Genomic DNA, 15,794 nt, shown 5'->3' on the forward strand with positions numbered 1-15,794 from the left:
CATCCATCCCCGATCATCTTGACGCATGCCTGGATGCCGCGGCCGTGGAACGTATCCGGCGCGCTGCCGACGAGCAGTCCTTTCTGGCGGGCCAGCTCGACGACTTCGCGGGCTTCCTCGCGCTTGACTGCGAACGGCTTCTCCACATATACATGCTTGTCGGCTTGAATCGCCTGCAGGCATACGGCCGCGTGCGCTTGCGGAATCGTCAGGTTGATGACCATCTGAATATCCGGGTCCGCGAGCAATTCCTCCACGGAAAGTCCGCGGATGCCATGCTCTTCTGCCTTCGCCTTCGCTCTGGCGACGTCAAGGTCCGCGCAGGCGACGATCTCCATCGAGTCGAAGCGCTTGCCGTTCTGCAGGTAGATGCCGCTAATGTTGCCCGTACCGATAATGCCGACCTTCACTTTGTTCCCCACCGTACCGTTCCCCTCCCGATCTTTTTTCCCAAATTACAGCTGGTTGTCCTGCATGCCCGTATAGGCGCCGTTCGCGACATAATCGCTGTCGACCGCCGTCTTGCCCTCCGCGCACCACAGGAAGCCCCTGCGCAGCAGCTCGGACACCACCGGCAGCGCGACGATGTTCGCTTGATGGCCCAGCGAGTTGTAGTACACGCGTCCCCGACCCCAACGCTTCGTCCATACGACCGGCATATCGACGGCCTTGTTGGGCGAGTGCGGCCCCGGTGCGACCGGGAAACGGGTCGTCGCCAGCACTTCATTGGCCGGATCGACGTGCAGATAATACTGCTCGGTGCTCACGGTAAAGTCGGCTATGCCGGCGACGAGCGGGCTCGAGCTGTGCTTGACGTTAACGACGTATTCGGTGCCGTCGTCGCCCGGATGCGCCACCCATTGGCCGCCGGTCATGAACTGCCAGTCCGTGTTCTCGCGAAACGCGTCGCACATGCCGCCATGGATGCCCGCAAGCCCCGTTCCGGCCTGAACCGCAGCGGAGATGTTGTTGACCCATTCCTGCTCGATGCGGCCCATCGTCCAATTCGGCACGATCAGATCGAGGCCCATCAGCTTTTCTTTGTCTGCGTAAGCTTCAAGCTTGTCGGACACCTCGACGTCGAAGCCTTCGGAGGCGAGGATTCCGCGCAGCAGCTCGGCGACCTCCTTCGGTTGATGGCCTTCCCAGCCGCCCGATACGATCAGCGCTTTTTTTGTCATATATATCCAGTCCCTTTCGTTTTCGCCCCGTCAGCAGGAGCGTCTGATGATAAGCTTAGTGGGCAGCAGCACGTCGTCTGTCGCCGGGCTCTCTCCGGTCAGGCTTGCCAGCGCCGATTGTGCGGCAAGTCGTCCCATTTCGTAAAAAGGCACCTCGACCGTCGTCAGAGGCGGATCGGTCAGGCTGGAGGCGTCGGAATTGTCGTAGCCGATGACAGGCAGCCGCTGCGGCACGTCGACGCCGCGCTCGCGCAGCCCCTGGATCGCACCGATCGCCATTCGGTCGTTCGCGCAAAGCAAGCCGTCCAACGATTCAAGTCGTTCATAGATCGCGTCTGCAGCCTCGTGTCCGCTCTTGCGGCTGTAGTTCCCTTCGAACAGCATCGCGTGATCGGGTGCCAGCCCGGATTCTGCTAGCGCTTGCCGGTAGCCTTCGAAGCGGTCCGCGCTGTTGGAGTAATGCGGCGAACCGTTCAAAAAGCCGATGCGGCGATGGCCGGCGTCCAGCATGTACCGCGCCGCCGCATAGGCGCCGGCCCGATGATCGGCGCCCACGCAGGGAAGGCCGGCCCGACCATAGCGCTGGTCTACGACGCAGCAGGGCAATCCTTCGTCTGCGAGGGCGAAGACGGAGGACCGCTCTTCGGGCAGCGCGCTCGCGCCGAGAATGAGGCAGGCGTCTACTCTTCGCGTCCGATACAGCGATACATAGTCGTAAGGCTCCTGCGGATTGCGATAGAGGAGCAGCAGACCGTATCCGGCCAAATGCAGCGCGTCCCCGATGCCGCTCAAAATCTCAGAAAAGTAATACGTGGAAAACAGCCTGACCTTCGGCACATGCGGCAGCACGACGCCGACGTTGCCACTTCTTCCTTTGGCGAAGCCGGAGGCGAGAGCGTTCAATTGATAGCCGAGCTCGGCGGCTGCGGCGGCTACCTTGCGCCGCGTCTCTTCCTTGATCGGGCCGACGCCGTTCATTACGCGGGACACCGTCGCCTCGGACACGCCGGCCAGCTCGGCGACTTCCCTGCGCGTAGCCATGCGTTTCGACTCCTTCCCCGGGCGTGCTCGCGTTGTAATAAGAAGCCGGAATTGAACAATGTACACGCGTACATTATGCCACCGGGCGTCATCGGAGTCAATCGGATCTTTTCGCGCCAGAGCGCGGCCAATTTCGTAATCTTGCGATTGTAATCCGAAAGTCTTACGGACGCTTGGGATTGCGGGTATACTTGGGTGGAGGTGATGCGGATGGGCGTCAAGACGAACAAACGAACGGCATACGCGGGAGACGCGCCGAACGAGGAGCAATGGACGGCTATTGTCGGCAACGATGCGGCGTACAACGACTCGTTCCGGTATGCGGTCATGACGACGGGGATCTTCTGCCGTCCTTCGTGCAGATCCCGGGCGCCGAAGCGCGATAACGTGCGGATCTTCGCGGGTTCGGAGGCTGCGCTGGACGCGGGGTACCGTCCCTGCAAGCGGTGCAGGCCGACCGACCGGAAGCTGCCGGATGCGGAGTGGGTCGGGCAGATGACGGCGTATATCGATCGCTGCTACTACGAGCCGATCACGCTCGACCGTCTCGCCGAGCTGTATCGGGGCAGCCCTTATCACCTGCACCGTATATTCAAGCGAATCGCTGGGGTCACCCCCGTCGAATATGTACAGCGGACGCGCATCGCGCGGGCGATCGAGCTGCTCGGAACGACGAGCATGCCGATGGCCGAGATCGCGGATGCCGTGGGCTTCGGCAGCGTGCCTTATTTTATTACCGTATTCAAACAGAGAACCGGCACGACGCCGAGCGAATTCAGAAGACTGGGACGCAGGCCGGTTTATGAGGAGGTATCAGAATGACGATTGCGCAAAAAGGTTCTATCGTTCGCTGGACGCAAGTCGATAACGGCATGTGGAGGCTGCACGTCGCGGCGACGGAGCGGGGGCTCTGCTACATCGGCTCGCCGGACATGCCCTTCGAGCAGTTGGAAGCCTGGGTTCGCGCCCGGCTGCGGGGAGCGGAGCTCGTCCGGGACGACGCCGCGCTGGCGCCGTACGTGCGCGAGCTGACGGAATATTGGAACGGAGCCCGACGTACGTTCGAAGCGCCCGTCGATATGAGGGGGACCGCCTTTCAGCAGGCGGTATGGCAAGCGCTGCTCGGCATCCCCTACGGAGAAACGCGCTCGTACAGCGAGATCGCAGCACTTGTCGACAAGCCTTCCGCCATGCGCGCGGTCGGGGCCGCGATCGGCGCCAATCCGGTGCTCGTATGCGTGCCCTGCCATCGCGTCGTGGGCAAGAGCGGGGCCATGACCGGCTATCGCGGCGGTCTGGACATGAAGACCAGACTGCTTGAGCTGGAGCGAGACGGCCGGGTCTAACCCGGCGCTGTCGCCGGCCTATTGGCTCATGCTGCGTGCATTCTCGATTAATAAAGCAATCGCCACAAATAAAACGTCGCGTACGACTCCCAACCGCGCCAGCCGGCGGAAAGCCGCAAGATCTCCTCGCGGGACGGCTTGGCGTCGCGACCCGTGACATGACGAAGCGCATGATTCAGGCCGACGTCGTCAATCGGAAAGGCATCCTTCATCCGCAGGCAGCGCATCATCACGTAGTTCGCGGTCCAAGGGCCGATGCCGCGAATACGGACGAGTGCTTTTTCCGCGTCGCGAGCTCCCAATTCCATCAGCATCCCCTTGGACAATGCGCCGGCTGCGATCAGCTCGGCGACATGGATGAGATACTCGCATTTCTTGACCGTGAGCTTCAGCGGCATCAGGTCTTTGACCTCCAAGCCGGCGATGAGATGGGGTTCGGGAAACGTCCAATAAGCGTCGCCGCCGACGGTGACCTGGCTGCCGTACGCTTCCACCAGCCGTGCCTTCAGGGTATAAGCAAAGGCAAGATTGATCTGCTGTCCGAGAATGCCCCATGCCATCGCTTCGAACAGATCTGGAATGCCGATCAGGCGCAAGCCTTTGTGCGTAGAAGCCGCGGCAGCCAGAATCGGATCTTCGGCTGCAAGCCGGTAGAAGGGATCGAGCTCCGTGTCCAGGTCGAGCCATTCGTGGATATAGGCGGCCGCCTCCTCGCGGACATCGTCGCTCGGAATGCCGCGATCGCTGGCGAAGGCGGCGCGCAGCCCACCGCCCGCGGCAGCACCGATCTCGACAACGGGCGTGCCTCGCAGCGGAAGCGCCTTGTACAGGCGGTCGCCTTGTATGCGATGCAGGCACTCTTTGGGCGAGCGCGCCAGGTAGCCCAGATTGGCGGCAAAGCTGTAATCCGCCGGAACGGCGAGTGTAATAGACGGTTCGAACGGCATAGTTATCATCCTCCGTTGCCATTGTAACGCAAAGCGCGGGGCATGTTATTTTGTTAATTTGCTTTTATACTAGTAAAAGCGGGAACGCGCGAGAGGCGAGATCGCGCCCGAATGCGCGTATCGCAGGCCCGATAGCGGCTGCCAGCTGCGAGATCGCGCCCGAATGCGCGTAACGCCGGCCCGATGGCGGCTGCCAGTTGCGAGATAACGCCCAAATGCGCGTATCGCCGGCCAGGTGGCGGCTGCCAGTCAATCGTTTTTGCAAACACCCAGACATGGCACCCAATCCGGCACCGCGGTCGAAAAATACGTATACACGGATTGGACCGCCAGCGCATCCAAAACCTCTAAATCCAGGTCCGAAACGACGCCTGCAGAAAGCACTCGTGATACGATATAACGGGTGGTTTAAAGGTAAAAAGTTACTCTACAGCCTCGCGAACCGGTCTAAACAGTGGTTTAAAGGTAAAAAGTTACTCTACAGCCTTGAGGAGCGAGCTAAACAGTGGTGTATAGGCAAAAAGTTACTCTACAGTCTCGCAGTATAGTCTAAATGTTGCTGTAAGGGCAAAAAGTTACTCTAAAGCAGTATCGTATTCCCGGCAAGCAACATAGCGCGCGCCGCAGCTTGCGAAGCCCAGAGAATGCTTCATTTTATATAGTTGTTGCGATGTCAGCGCCCAAATGCGCGTATCGCCGGCCCGATGCTGCCCTGTGCCGCCATCCGGCCGGCTTTACCGCCTTACACCAACCCATTCAAGCGAGGTGCCAGCCATGAGCGGTCAGCCTACAGTGCAATACAAAAAGCCCAAATCGCTGCTGAATCGCGCGTCAGGCTTTCTGGAAAATTATACGCATACGCTGAACCCGTATGGGGGTTGCGCCTTTGGCTGCTCGTATTGCTACGTGAGGGGCATGCCGGTGGCGGCTTTCCGCGAGGAAGCGTGGGGCGAATGGGTGGATGTCAAGCAAGGCGCGGCCGAATTGCTGAGCAAGGAGCTTGCCCGCGCAGCTTCTAAAGGTCCGGTACGCATCTTCATGTCTTCGAGCACGGATCCGTACCAGCCTGCGGAGTACCGGGAGCGCGTCACGCGTTCGCTGCTTGAAGCGATGGCGGAGACGCCGCCCGACTTCCTGCTCGTGCAGACGCGCAGCCCGCTGGTGACACGAGACATCGACCTGCTGCTGCGGCTGGGACGTCGCGTCAGAGTGAGCATGACCGTCGAGACCGACCTGGAGGAGGTGCGCCGGGTATTTTCTCCTGCGGCGCCGCCGATCGCTGCGCGGATTAAGGCGCTCGCCCGGCTGAAGGAAGCCGGCGTGCCCGTCCAGGCCGCCGTCGCGCCCGTACTGCCGAGCAGCGAGCGCTTGCCGGCTTTGCTGAGGCCGGTCACGGACCGCGTCGTGATCGACGACTTCGAGATGGGGGACGGCAGCGGCGGGCGCCGAACGAAAAGCTTGGGCCTCGAGCCGCTGTACGCCAAGCTCGACATGACCGCTTGGCATTCTCCGAGTGCTTGGCGAATCGTATACGAACGGTTCGCCAAGCACTATGGGGAAGAAGAGCTGACGATCAGCAAATCGGGCTTCGCGCCTTAGCTGCATCGGCGATCATCGCCTCTAGAGCTCGCCTTACAATACGGAGACGCGGTTTTTCCCTTCCGCTTTGGCGACCGCGAGCGCCTTCTCCGCGCGGGCTACCAAGTCCGACGGCGTCCCTTCGCGAACGTCGGACTCGACGGCGACGCCTACGCTTGCCGTCAAATACTCGCCGACGCCGGGCTGCGGATGCGGAATCTGCAGCGAGACGACCGTCTGCCGGAGCTGATCGGCCAGCATGTCGACACGGGCGAGGCCTTCCGTCGTAGGCTCTTCCGCGAGCGTCAGAACGAACGAAGCGCCGCCGTACCGGGAGACGACTGCATCTCGCAAGTTCCCGACCGCGCTCAGCGATTCGGCGACCCAGCGCAGACAGTTGTCGGCGCCTTGATAGCCGAACATGGCGTTGTACGACCGGAAATTGTCGAGATCGAGCATAATGATCGCCATCGCTTGGCCGTCGTCCGCGCATTTCAGCCAATCTTGAGCCAGATTTTCGTCGAAGCAGCGTCTGTTCGGCAGCTCGGTCAGGCTGTCCGTATGAATGTAACGGGACAGCTCGCGCGTCACTTCCGTGAACAGATTTTCTTCGCCGGCATCTCCCGACGCTTCCCGGGCAATCGCCATGATCGACGGTTTGCCGCCGTACACGACATGGGCAAGCGTCATTTCCAGCTCGGCAGGCACGTCAGCCGCTTCGGAGTCGGCTTTCATTCGGAGACGGCAGGACCGAAGCTGCGTCGAAGCCGTGACGATGCGGCTCAGCATGTCCGCGAGCTCGGTCTCGGAGGACGGAGCGATCCATTCGACGAGGTCGCGGCCGATCAGAGCGGCCGCTTCGGAGACGCCAAGCAGCCGGGCGGCTTCGAGGTTCGCAAATACGATTCGGCCTTCGGTCAGCGTGACGAATGCGACGGCCGAATACTCCATCAGCTGCAAATACCGCGACTCGTTTTCTTTGAGCGTGCGCGCGTACAAGATCGACTTTTCCTCGGCTAGCCTCAGATCCTCTTCGGTCTGCTTCAGCGCGATGGACTTCAGGTCCGACAGCGTATGAAGCTCCTTCGGTTCCCAGGGAAGCGAAGTGTTTGTGACGACTTCCTGCCACGCCTCGAACGATTTGCGGGGCGAGATTCGGTACCCTTCGCCGCTCCGTACGACCGCCTTGGCCGGATCTCCCGCCCAGGTAACGGTCTGAACAACCTCCGGACGGAACCACAAAATATGATCGCGATAGTCCGAGGAGAGCGACAGGAACACGACGCCGGCCGCTTTGTCTGGATAAGCTGCCGCCTGCGGATAAACCGAGGAGAGCCGATTCGTATGGTACGCGTAATCCTCCGCCTGCTGACTCAGCCAGACCGCGAGCTTAACGATCTCGGCTGCGCCCGGCGTGATGCCGAACAGCAGGAGACGTCCTTTGAACTGTACGGCCGCCCCGGATGCGTTCATCACGGACAACAGCGCGTCCTCGTCTGCGCTCAGCTTGCTCTTCAGCTGTTCGGGCGTGCCCGGCGCTCCGAAAATGCGCGCGAGCCGCTGGGCCAGCGACTTTAGATGGAGCTCGTCCTGGTAGTCGTCCAGCCGTTGGCGCTGGTGAAGCTCGCTGGAGAAAAACGACCCGAGGAAATTGCAAAGATTGCGCTGCCGATGCGGTACGTATTTGGGCGTCTCGTGATGGCAGGCGATCATGCCCCAGAGCTCGCCGCCATAAATGAGCGAGATGGTCATCGTGGCGCCTACGCCCATGTTTTTCATATACTCGAGATGAATCGGCGATACGCTGCGCAGGACGGACAAGCTCAAGTTCAGCGGTTTGCCGGACGGTTGTAGCGTAGGGACGATCGGCACAGGCTCGTAGTCCATATCGACGATCGTACGCACCCAATTGCGCACGTACAGCGCTCTGGCCTGCTTCGGAATGTCGGATGCGGGGTAGTGATGGCCAAGGAAAGGTTCCATTGTGCTGTTTTTTGCTTCGGCGATGACTTTGCCGTTCCAGTCCGCGTCGAATTCGTACACCATCACGCGGTCGTAGCCGAGAATGTCCTTGACGAGTTCTGCGGCCACCTGGCTGGCGCCGGCTCTGCTATGCGTTCGTTTGATGCGCGTAAAAAACGCCTGGACCCATTCGAAGTCGTCCACGGGGGGCGCATCGTCTGCGGTAGGTCGCTCCAGCTCGACGACCAGGAGATCGTCGCTGACATGGAAGATCACGAAAAATTCGGCCGGTCCGTCCGGCAGATCGATCGTCATCTCGAGGAAATGCTGCTTATCCCCTGCTGCAGGACGGACGAGAGACTCCTCGATAATCGTAAGGGCCTTTTCGCCGATAGCGGCGGACAACGGCTGTCCGAGCAGCGACTCCGCGGGCGCTCCGAGCATCAGATCGACATTGCGGCTGCACTGCACGACCGTGCGCGCATCGTCGTTCGTCGCGGCGAGCAGCACGCCGTGAGGCTGAATCATGCCGGGAATATGAATCGGTTCTTTCTCGCAGTTGGTCAGGTCGATCGGCTCGTCCGTAAAGTCGCCTTCGGTCAGCAGCGAGCGATTCAGTTCGTTTTCGAATTTCTGATCGTAATCATCAGTCATTATACACCAGCCTTTTTCGAATATTTATCGGGATACCGTCCCGTTCGGCGCTTCGATCCAATCGCGCAAGCGGTCGAAGGTCTGGCCGGCCGAAGCCAGCATCTCGCGTTCATCCTCTCCTGTGCGAGCCTGCGCGGTCAGCAGCTCGCGGAACTCGGCCCAGCGCTCGCGGACATCCGCTCCGTAGCTGTTGAAGTAGCGAGCGTTCGTATCCGGCGAGACGGGCAGATCCTTCATGAGCAGCTTGGTCAGCATCTGGCCGCCTAGCGTGGATCCTTCAAGCACGTACATACATCCGAGAATGCGAGGGAACGACGACACGTCGGGGAGCGATTGGCAGTGCGGCAGGTTGTCGACCGCGCGCGCGTCCAGGCCGAGAGCGTGCAAGTCCGCTTCGAGCAAGCGATGCTTCGTCCGGGCGCTAATATCGAACCGAAGGTCTTCCCACTCCGGTCTTGCTTCGAATACGCGTTCGAGAGGGAGGATATAGCCGTAAAATAAGGCCAGGTATTCCCGGTATTGCTCCAGCGATATCGTATGATCCAGCATCGCCGACGTATATTTATTCTGCTCCGCGCGGCGGTGCTGGGGCGCGGTTCGTTCCTTAAGCTGCGTTAATATATCGGACATCGGTAACGATCTCCTCCCATCCTTTTTTAATAGTAACAAATTCATACTGCGAAAAGCGACCGGCGGAGAAAATTAACAGCGTTTGGAATGTTAAAAATGTTTAATAATTCTATAAAAGGAGCGTGTAACAGTGCGTATGGAGCTTGTAACATCCGAAGAAATGCGGACGATCGACGCGGGCACGATCGAGGAGGTCGGCATTCCGCAGGAGGCGCTCATGGAAAACGCGGGCCGCGCCGTCGCCGAAGAGGCAAGGCGTTTCGCCGAAGCGACGGGCAAAGGCACGGACTTCGGCTGGCTGATCCTCGTTGGCAAGGGCAACAACGGGGGAGACGGGCTCGTCTGCGCGCGGCATCTCCGAGACATGGGCTGCCGCGTCGCGGTGCTGTACGCGGAGCCGCCGGAGCGGATGCGCGGCGCGGCTGCGCTGCAGCGGGACATCGCGAGCCGGCTGGGCATACCGGCTCGCTTGTACGCGGAGCCCGGGCAGGACGCGGACGCCGGCTGGTTCGCCGGGTTTGACGGCCTGATCGACGCGCTGCTCGGCACCGGGAGCGCGGGCGAACCGCGCCCGCCTTACGCCGCGTTGATCGAAGCGTCCCTCGGAAGCGGGCTGCCGGTCGTCGCGGTCGATATTCCGAGCGGCTTGAACGCGGACACCGGCGCCGTCGCGAAAGCGTGCATTCGCGCGAAAGTAACCGTGGCGCTTGCCTATGCGAAGCGGGGGCTCCATCAGCACCAGGGCGCCGAATACGCGGGCGAGGTCGTCGTCAGGCCGATCGGCATTCCCGCCGATGCGGCCGAGCGGGCCGGCGTCCAAACGTATTTATTGAACGCCGAATCGCTGCAGGCGAAGCTGGGACTGTCGTTCCCGCTGCCGCGGAGGGAGGACTCGCACAAAGGTACGTACGGTCATGTGCTGGTCGCGGCCGGCTCCGCGCTCATGAGCGGCGCCGGGCTGCTGAGCGCCCGCGCCGCCTTGCGCGCCGGCAGCGGGCTGGTGAGCTGGGCGCAGCCGGCGGCCGCTGCGCCGGGACTGCGGGGCTTCGCGCCCGAGATCATGCTGCGGGCCATACCGGACGAGGGGGCCGGCGAGTGGCGGCAGGTGAAGCCCGAACGGCTCGCCGATGCGGCCGAAGGCGCCGACGCGCTCGTCGTCGGGCCCGGCATGGGGCGCTGGGCCGGCGACGGCGCATGGCTGCGCACCGTGCTGGAGCGCGTGCAGGCGCCGGTCCTGGTCGATGCCGACGCGCTTAACATGATCGCGGACGCCGGCCGTCATCCCGGCGTATGGCCGCGGCGCGAGGCGCCGACGGTCATCACGCCGCATCCGGGCGAGATGGCGCGGCTCGCCGGCTTGACCGTGCCCGAGGCGCAGCGCGACCGGATCGGGCTGGCGCGCGATTATGCCGCAAGACACGGCGTGACCGTCGTGCTGAAGGGCGCCCGCACGGTCGTCGCTTCGCCGGACGGACGGGCGTTCGTCAATACGACCGGCAACCCGGGCATGGCGACCGGAGGCGCAGGGGATGCGCTCGCAGGCGTCATCGGCAGCTTGCTCGGACAAGGCCTGGACGCGCTCGAGGCGGCCGCTTGCGGCGTGTATTGGCACGGTCTCGCGGGAGACCGTGCGGCGGCTTTGCGCCCGCAGGCGGCTTCCCTGATCGCCGGCGATATTATCGAGGCGCTGTAGGCTCGCATTCGGGCGAACGCTGACGAATCGTGTTAGAATAGAAAGATAGGGCTGCGCGGCAGCGGAGAGGAGCGAATCTATGACCACTTTACGCAAGAGCGCATCGGCAGCCGGTCGACGACGGGCCCGGCGGGCATGGCTATTGACCGCGGCTTGCGCCGTTTTCCTGTTCGCTTACGCTTCTTCCGAGGCCGCGGCCGCCACCATGTACGACCGGTTCAAGGATATCTATCAGACGCCCGAGAAAGTAGACGAGCTTAGAGATCAGTATATCGAGAGCCAGCAAAAGCTGCAGGAGCAGACGGAGGAGCTGAACCGGCGCGCGGAAGCCATGCAGAACCAGACCGAGCAGTACCTGGCGGAAACCGAGGCGCTGAACGCGCGCAACGAGGCGCTGGCGGAGCAGAACGAAGCGCTGAACAAGCAGCTGGCCGATATGACCGAGAGGCAGAAGGCCCGCGCCGCGTTAACCCGCAAAACGGTCTACAGCATCGCTGCCGTGCTTGGCGCGGGCGTCCTTTATTTGCTGACGATCCGGCTGTGGCGCTACTCGGTGTGGCGACGGCAGCGCAGCGGCAGCTGGAGGACCTAGCAGATGGAGATCACGACGCCGGCGCCGCTCGGACAAGTGCGAATCTCGCTTGGCGAGGAAGAGGCGTTGCATGTACTGCATCCCAGGGCTATCGTCGCCTTCCAGGGCAAGCCCGCTCAGCGGGAGGACCGCTTCATGGACCTGGCCAACGCATATCGCAAGCGCAAATGGGTCCGTTCGCGCCTCGCCGGACCGGCCGAGCTGATCCTCGGCCTGCCCGCGGGCTGCAGTCTGACCGTGATCGATATTCCGGAGGACAGCGATCTGATGTTCAACTTTCGGCATGTGCTGTTCTATACGGAAGGGCTTCGGATGCAGAGCCGCATCCAGAAGATTAAGACGGCCTGGATCACGAGGGAGTGGGTGCGGATGCGCTTCTCGGGGCCGGGCCGCGTGGGCGTGTTCGCCTCGGGCGATCTCGCCTCGGTCGAGCTGAACCCGGAGGTGCCGCTGTACGCCGAATCCGGCGCGCTCGTCGCTTACCCGGAACGGGCGGACGTCCGGCTGTCCGTCTACGGCAACACGCTCGCCAGCCAGCATATGAACGTGCAATGGCAGCTGACGGGGCGCGGGCCAGCCTTAATCCAGGTCGGCTCGCCGGACCCGGGACTGGCCGAGCAGCTGCACGGGGACGGCTGGTTCAAGCGTCTGCTGCGCGAGCTGCTGCCGTTCGGCAGCGTTTATATCAAGTGAGGACGGGCAAGGCATAGGACGCGGGGTTAGCGTCCGTATGCCTTGTCTTCTTTTCTGCCGCGCATGAACAGCTGCAGCGAACGCGTCGCGCACGCGAGCGAGACGAGGACGAACAGCAATGCCCAAAAAACGGCGGGCACGCCCGTCGCGTTCGCCAAATTCGTGGCGTCGCCGGCTCTGGAAGGGCTGCTCAGGGCCGTCAGCGCAAGCGTAATCGGACCGAGCGCGGACTCCTCGAGCGTCAGGAAGGCCAGCAGCAAATAATAGAAGCTGCGGATCTTGGGACCGAGGAACAGCATCGTCCCGGTCAATGCGATAAAAACGGCGAGCCAAGCCATCCCGAATCCGCCGTGCACGAACAGGATGAGCATCAGAGCGGCAACCGCGACGATGAGGGCGAGTCCGAGCCGCTGCGCCCGGCGGCGATGAAGCGCGAACAGGAGCAGGGAGAACAGCGAAGCGCCGACGTAGCCGGACATGGACACCGGGAGCGAAGACCAGGACGAGGCGAGTCTCGTATAGGTGACGCCGCTGTGATCCGAGTGAAGCTCGATGCCGAGCACCTGGCCGGACAGCAGCAGTGCGGTGAGCGCGTGGCAGAATTCATGCATCATCGTATCCAGGTTGCGGAAAAAGGAAGAGAACGGAATCAGCCGCGTCAAAAAGACGGATACCGCCAAGTACAAGAGGGTCATGAGCCATTTTCCCATAGCGGTCCTCCGTTATCGTATGATTTATTCGTATATTATACGAGAAGGTGAGCGGAAACGGCCAATAAAAAAAAGCACCCGGTCCGGGTGCGCAAAAATAAAAGGCGGACAGGCGTCAGCGTGTCACGCTCTTGCCGCTGTAGGCCCTGCGTTGTTCGATGCGCTGCGCGGGAGCCGCGGCTTGCACGATCGTGAATACGCCTACGAGCGATACGATGCAGCCCGCCACGAGCATCGCGACGCCGACACCCGGACTGAGGCCGGTAGCCAGCAGGACGGACGCGGCGACGACATCGGCCAGACACAGCATAAATAGAAAGGTCGAAGACATGTCGTACCTCCGATTGCTTTGATACGTACCTTATACCCGTCATGCGCGTGCGGCGAATCGCCGCACCGCAAAAAAAGCGCCTAAAAGCCAAAAGGCCGCTTCCTTAAGCCGAAGCGGCCGCCATGCCGAATCTCGCCAACACCCGATCATACCTGCCTAAGCGTCTTGAGATGAACCCAGCGACCGGAGCGGGTTTTCACAAACAACGTCCGGCCGATGCACTTGCCGTGAACGAACAAATGAATCGCCTCCCGTTTTCCGAAGTGGAATGTATGTCCTATTACCCGGGCCTATCCGAGGTTAAACCAGGGAATGGAAAAAGCCCGCCGGCGCAAATCGCGCGGACGAGCTTCGGAATATCGGGCTTCGCAAGGTCGGTCAGGAGTCGCCCAAATAATGCCGGATGAACGCTTTGGCCTGGTCGGGATGCTTGGCATTGGCGCGGATGCCGGCGATGAACTCGGTAGTGCCTTGAATGCCGAGCGCCTTCAACAGGGCCGAGCCGCTCAGGTCCACGCCGTAGACGCGTTCGGCCGTATCCTTCTCCGTCTTGGACTTGACCTGGACGCCGTCGGGAAAGCCGTCGCCGTCAAGCGGCAAAAGTCCCTCTTGCGGCGCCAGCTTTTCGAAGTTGATCTTGTCCATGATGTACAGGTCCGATTTGTCCGTCATGAGCACGAGCATGCTCTTCTGAAGGAGCGCCATGTCCTGTTCGCTGCGGGTCTCGGCGGGCACGTACGTGAGCGACGCGACGACGCGCTTCCAATCGGGAAACTGCTTCAGCATGTCCGCCTCGACGTTCGTCATGTCGGGGTTGATGCCGTCACCGTACAAATAATTGCCGAAAAACATGACCGAGACGTCGACCGGCGGGAGCTTGGCGAGCTCCGCCTGCTCGTGACGGTGATCGACGTAGCTCTTGATGCCGTAGCCGATGGCGATGAGAAGCACGATCGCGCCCAAAATATGAAACTTGTAATAGTGAAAAAAGTGGGCGCGCTTCACCGCGCGGGCCGCCTTCTTCGGATCGCTGCCGTAGGTCTCGCGGGCGTACGCGGCCTTGGCCTGCTCTTCCTCGTAGTCCTTGATGAACCGGTAGGCCGCGTTGATCTTGTCCTCGTCGACGCGCTCGCCGGCCGGCGCTTCGCCGTGCTCGCGCATCTTCTGGGTGCGCGCCCTCCGCATGAGCACGTAGTAGCGGTTGTCGAGCGCTTCCCGGTCCGCGTCCTCGGGCAGTCCGAGCTCGGCGTAGGCTTGCTTCAGCTTGATCAGGTCATTCTGTTCTTCCATGAATAGAAAGTCACCTTCTGTCGATGAATGCGTTATTTCCAGTATACGCGATTCCGGGCGCGGCTTCCACTTCGTACGCCGGATGCGATAAGATGAGCAGAGACGGGAGGACGACGGGATGGCAGCGCATAACGGATTGTTTCACGAGACTTGGAAAAGCGGCGATTGCCGTCCGCGCGTGCATGCCTATTACTTCAAGGAGTGGGCGGTCAATCGGATGGACGCGCACACCCACGATTCGACGGAGATCATGTACGTCATGGCCGGCGAATGCCTGGTGGCGATCGACGCCGGACAAGGCAGGGAGTCGATTCGGCCGCTCCGCAAGGGAGATTTCATCGTCCTGAACGCGAACGTCCCGCATCGGCTGCAGGTCGATCGCGCCTGCCGGATGCTGAACGTCGAGTTCGATCTGGCCGCGGCCGACGGCGTCGTGCCTCCGCTGCGCAAGCTCGCCGAGGAAGACGCCGCGCTTGACGCGCTCCTTCGTTCGCCCGGCCCCAGCGCGACGCTCAGCGATCCCGACGAGGTGCTTCACGCACTCAAAAGTCTCGTGCTGGAGCTCGATCTGCAGGGCGGCGACGGCGGCGCGCTGGCGCAGCTGCTGATGGCGCAGCTGCTCTTCCGCATCGCGAGGCTGCTCGCGGAGAGCAGCGCGACGGGGCTTCCGCAGGCGGATCTGTACGTGAAGCAGGCGGTCGCCTACATGCAGGAAAACTACGACCGCGACATCAGGCTTCGCGATATCGCCGGCGCGGCGAACCTGCATCCGAGCTATTTGCAGCGGCTGTTCAAGCGGCAGGTCGGCCAGCCGATCACGGCTTATCTGACGGCGCACCGGATGGAGCGGGCCAAAATGCTGCTGTCGCACACCGACATTCCGATCGCCGACATTTGCGAATACGTAGGGGTGGCGAGCCGATCGTACTTTCACGCGCTGTTCAAAAAGCATGCCGGCATGACGCCCGTCGAATATCGCTCCGCGCAAGACCGCCATCTGTGGAATACGAACGAAAAGCTGTAATTTTACACAACCAGGACCTTGAATCGGCTGTAATTCTGATAACGCTTCCTCTTGATCGATCGGTACAATGGCTGTGACGAAGCTTGCGCTTGACCATTGGCGATTATCAAGAAGGAGGCTGA

General features: G+C 61.7%; 16 protein-coding genes. 7 read left to right on the forward strand and 9 right to left on the reverse strand.

Features of this window, described 5'->3' with window-relative positions:
• The 3 genes from KVT38_RS27415 to KVT38_RS27425 all read right to left on the reverse strand — a co-directional run.
• Positions 1 to 422: Gfo/Idh/MocA family protein (locus tag KVT38_RS27415; RefSeq protein WP_217596939.1), on the reverse strand; the 422-nt coding region annotated here is incomplete at its 3' end.
• 33 nt (positions 423 to 455) lie between these two features.
• Positions 456 to 1,181, reverse strand: coding sequence for a ThuA domain-containing protein (locus tag KVT38_RS27420; RefSeq protein ID WP_217596940.1), 726 nt, complete (start codon positions 1,179 to 1,181; stop codon positions 456 to 458).
• Positions 1,182 to 1,211: 30 nt separating this feature from the next.
• A complete protein-coding gene (locus tag KVT38_RS27425) occupies positions 1,212 to 2,222 on the reverse strand; it encodes a LacI family DNA-binding transcriptional regulator (protein ID WP_217596941.1) in 1,011 nt (336 codons plus the stop codon).
• 210 nt (positions 2,223 to 2,432) lie between these two features.
• Here KVT38_RS27425 and KVT38_RS27430 point away from each other — a divergent pair, with 210 nt between their 5' ends.
• Both KVT38_RS27430 and KVT38_RS27435 read left to right on the forward strand, forming a co-directional pair.
• Complete coding sequence (locus tag KVT38_RS27430) at positions 2,433 to 3,044, forward strand: bifunctional transcriptional activator/DNA repair enzyme AdaA (protein ID WP_217596942.1); 612 nt, start codon at positions 2,433 to 2,435, stop codon at positions 3,042 to 3,044.
• The gene (locus tag KVT38_RS27435) at positions 3,041 to 3,568 is read left to right on the forward strand and encodes a methylated-DNA--[protein]-cysteine S-methyltransferase (RefSeq protein ID WP_217596943.1); all 528 of its coding nucleotides are present in this window, start codon (positions 3,041 to 3,043) and stop codon (positions 3,566 to 3,568) included. Before KVT38_RS27430 ends, KVT38_RS27435 begins: the two co-directional genes overlap by 4 nt.
• A gap of 47 nt (positions 3,569 to 3,615) precedes the next feature.
• On the opposite strand, the gene KVT38_RS27440 is transcribed toward KVT38_RS27435, so the two are convergent.
• Positions 3,616 to 4,515 carry a DNA-3-methyladenine glycosylase family protein gene (locus KVT38_RS27440; RefSeq protein ID WP_217596944.1) on the reverse strand — a complete coding sequence of 300 codons (900 nt, stop codon included), beginning with the start codon at positions 4,513 to 4,515 and terminating at the stop codon, positions 3,616 to 3,618.
• 774 nt (positions 4,516 to 5,289) lie between these two features.
• On the opposite strand from KVT38_RS27440, the gene KVT38_RS27445 reads away from it, so the two are divergent.
• Positions 5,290 to 6,114, forward strand: coding sequence for an SPL family radical SAM protein (locus KVT38_RS27445; RefSeq protein WP_217596945.1), 825 nt, complete (start codon positions 5,290 to 5,292; stop codon positions 6,112 to 6,114).
• A gap of 33 nt (positions 6,115 to 6,147) precedes the next feature.
• Here the strand turns inward: KVT38_RS27445 and KVT38_RS27450 are convergent, their stop codons facing one another.
• Together KVT38_RS27450 and KVT38_RS27455 are read right to left on the reverse strand one after the other, a co-directional pair.
• Positions 6,148 to 8,709, reverse strand: coding sequence for a diguanylate cyclase domain-containing protein (locus tag KVT38_RS27450; RefSeq protein ID WP_217596946.1), 2,562 nt, complete (start codon positions 8,707 to 8,709; stop codon positions 6,148 to 6,150).
• 24 nt (positions 8,710 to 8,733) lie between these two features.
• The gene (locus KVT38_RS27455) at positions 8,734 to 9,339 is read right to left on the reverse strand and encodes a biliverdin-producing heme oxygenase (RefSeq protein ID WP_217596947.1); all 606 of its coding nucleotides are present in this window, start codon (positions 9,337 to 9,339) and stop codon (positions 8,734 to 8,736) included.
• Between the two features lie 136 nt (positions 9,340 to 9,475).
• Between KVT38_RS27455 and KVT38_RS27460 the strand changes: the two genes are divergently transcribed.
• The 3 genes from KVT38_RS27460 (at position 9,476) to KVT38_RS27470 (ending at position 12,317) form a co-directional block, all read left to right on the forward strand.
• Complete coding sequence (locus KVT38_RS27460; RefSeq protein ID WP_217596981.1) at positions 9,476 to 11,032, forward strand: NAD(P)H-hydrate dehydratase; 1,557 nt, start codon at positions 9,476 to 9,478, stop codon at positions 11,030 to 11,032.
• Between the two features lie 79 nt (positions 11,033 to 11,111).
• Entirely contained in the window at positions 11,112 to 11,624 is a 513-nt protein-coding gene (locus tag KVT38_RS27465) for a hypothetical protein (protein ID WP_217596948.1), read from the forward strand.
• 3 nt (positions 11,625 to 11,627) lie between these two features.
• Entirely contained in the window at positions 11,628 to 12,317 is a 690-nt protein-coding gene (locus KVT38_RS27470; RefSeq protein WP_217596949.1) for an AIM24 family protein, read from the forward strand.
• A gap of 26 nt (positions 12,318 to 12,343) precedes the next feature.
• Here KVT38_RS27470 and KVT38_RS27475 read toward each other — a convergent pair whose 3' ends face one another.
• The 3 genes from KVT38_RS27475 to KVT38_RS27485 all read right to left on the reverse strand — a co-directional run bounded on the left by KVT38_RS27475 (position 12,344) and on the right by KVT38_RS27485 (position 14,648).
• Complete coding sequence (locus KVT38_RS27475) at positions 12,344 to 13,027, reverse strand: M50 family metallopeptidase (RefSeq protein WP_217596950.1); 684 nt, start codon at positions 13,025 to 13,027, stop codon at positions 12,344 to 12,346.
• Between the two features lie 115 nt (positions 13,028 to 13,142).
• The gene (locus tag KVT38_RS27480) at positions 13,143 to 13,358 is read right to left on the reverse strand and encodes a hypothetical protein (RefSeq protein ID WP_217596951.1); all 216 of its coding nucleotides are present in this window, start codon (positions 13,356 to 13,358) and stop codon (positions 13,143 to 13,145) included.
• A 378-nt stretch (positions 13,359 to 13,736) separates the two neighbouring features.
• Positions 13,737 to 14,648: a J domain-containing protein gene (locus KVT38_RS27485; protein ID WP_217596952.1), complete on the reverse strand. Its 912-nt coding sequence runs from the start codon at positions 14,646 to 14,648 to the stop codon at positions 13,737 to 13,739.
• A gap of 118 nt (positions 14,649 to 14,766) precedes the next feature.
• Between KVT38_RS27485 and KVT38_RS27490 the strand changes: the two genes are divergently transcribed.
• A complete protein-coding gene (locus KVT38_RS27490; protein ID WP_217596953.1) occupies positions 14,767 to 15,672 on the forward strand; it encodes an AraC family transcriptional regulator in 906 nt (301 codons plus the stop codon).
• Positions 15,673 to 15,794: the final 122 nt, after the last annotated feature.

The sequence above is a fragment of the Cohnella sp. GbtcB17 genome (assembly GCF_019091135.1).
Taxonomy (GTDB): Bacteria; Bacillota; Bacilli; order Paenibacillales; family Paenibacillaceae; genus Cohnella.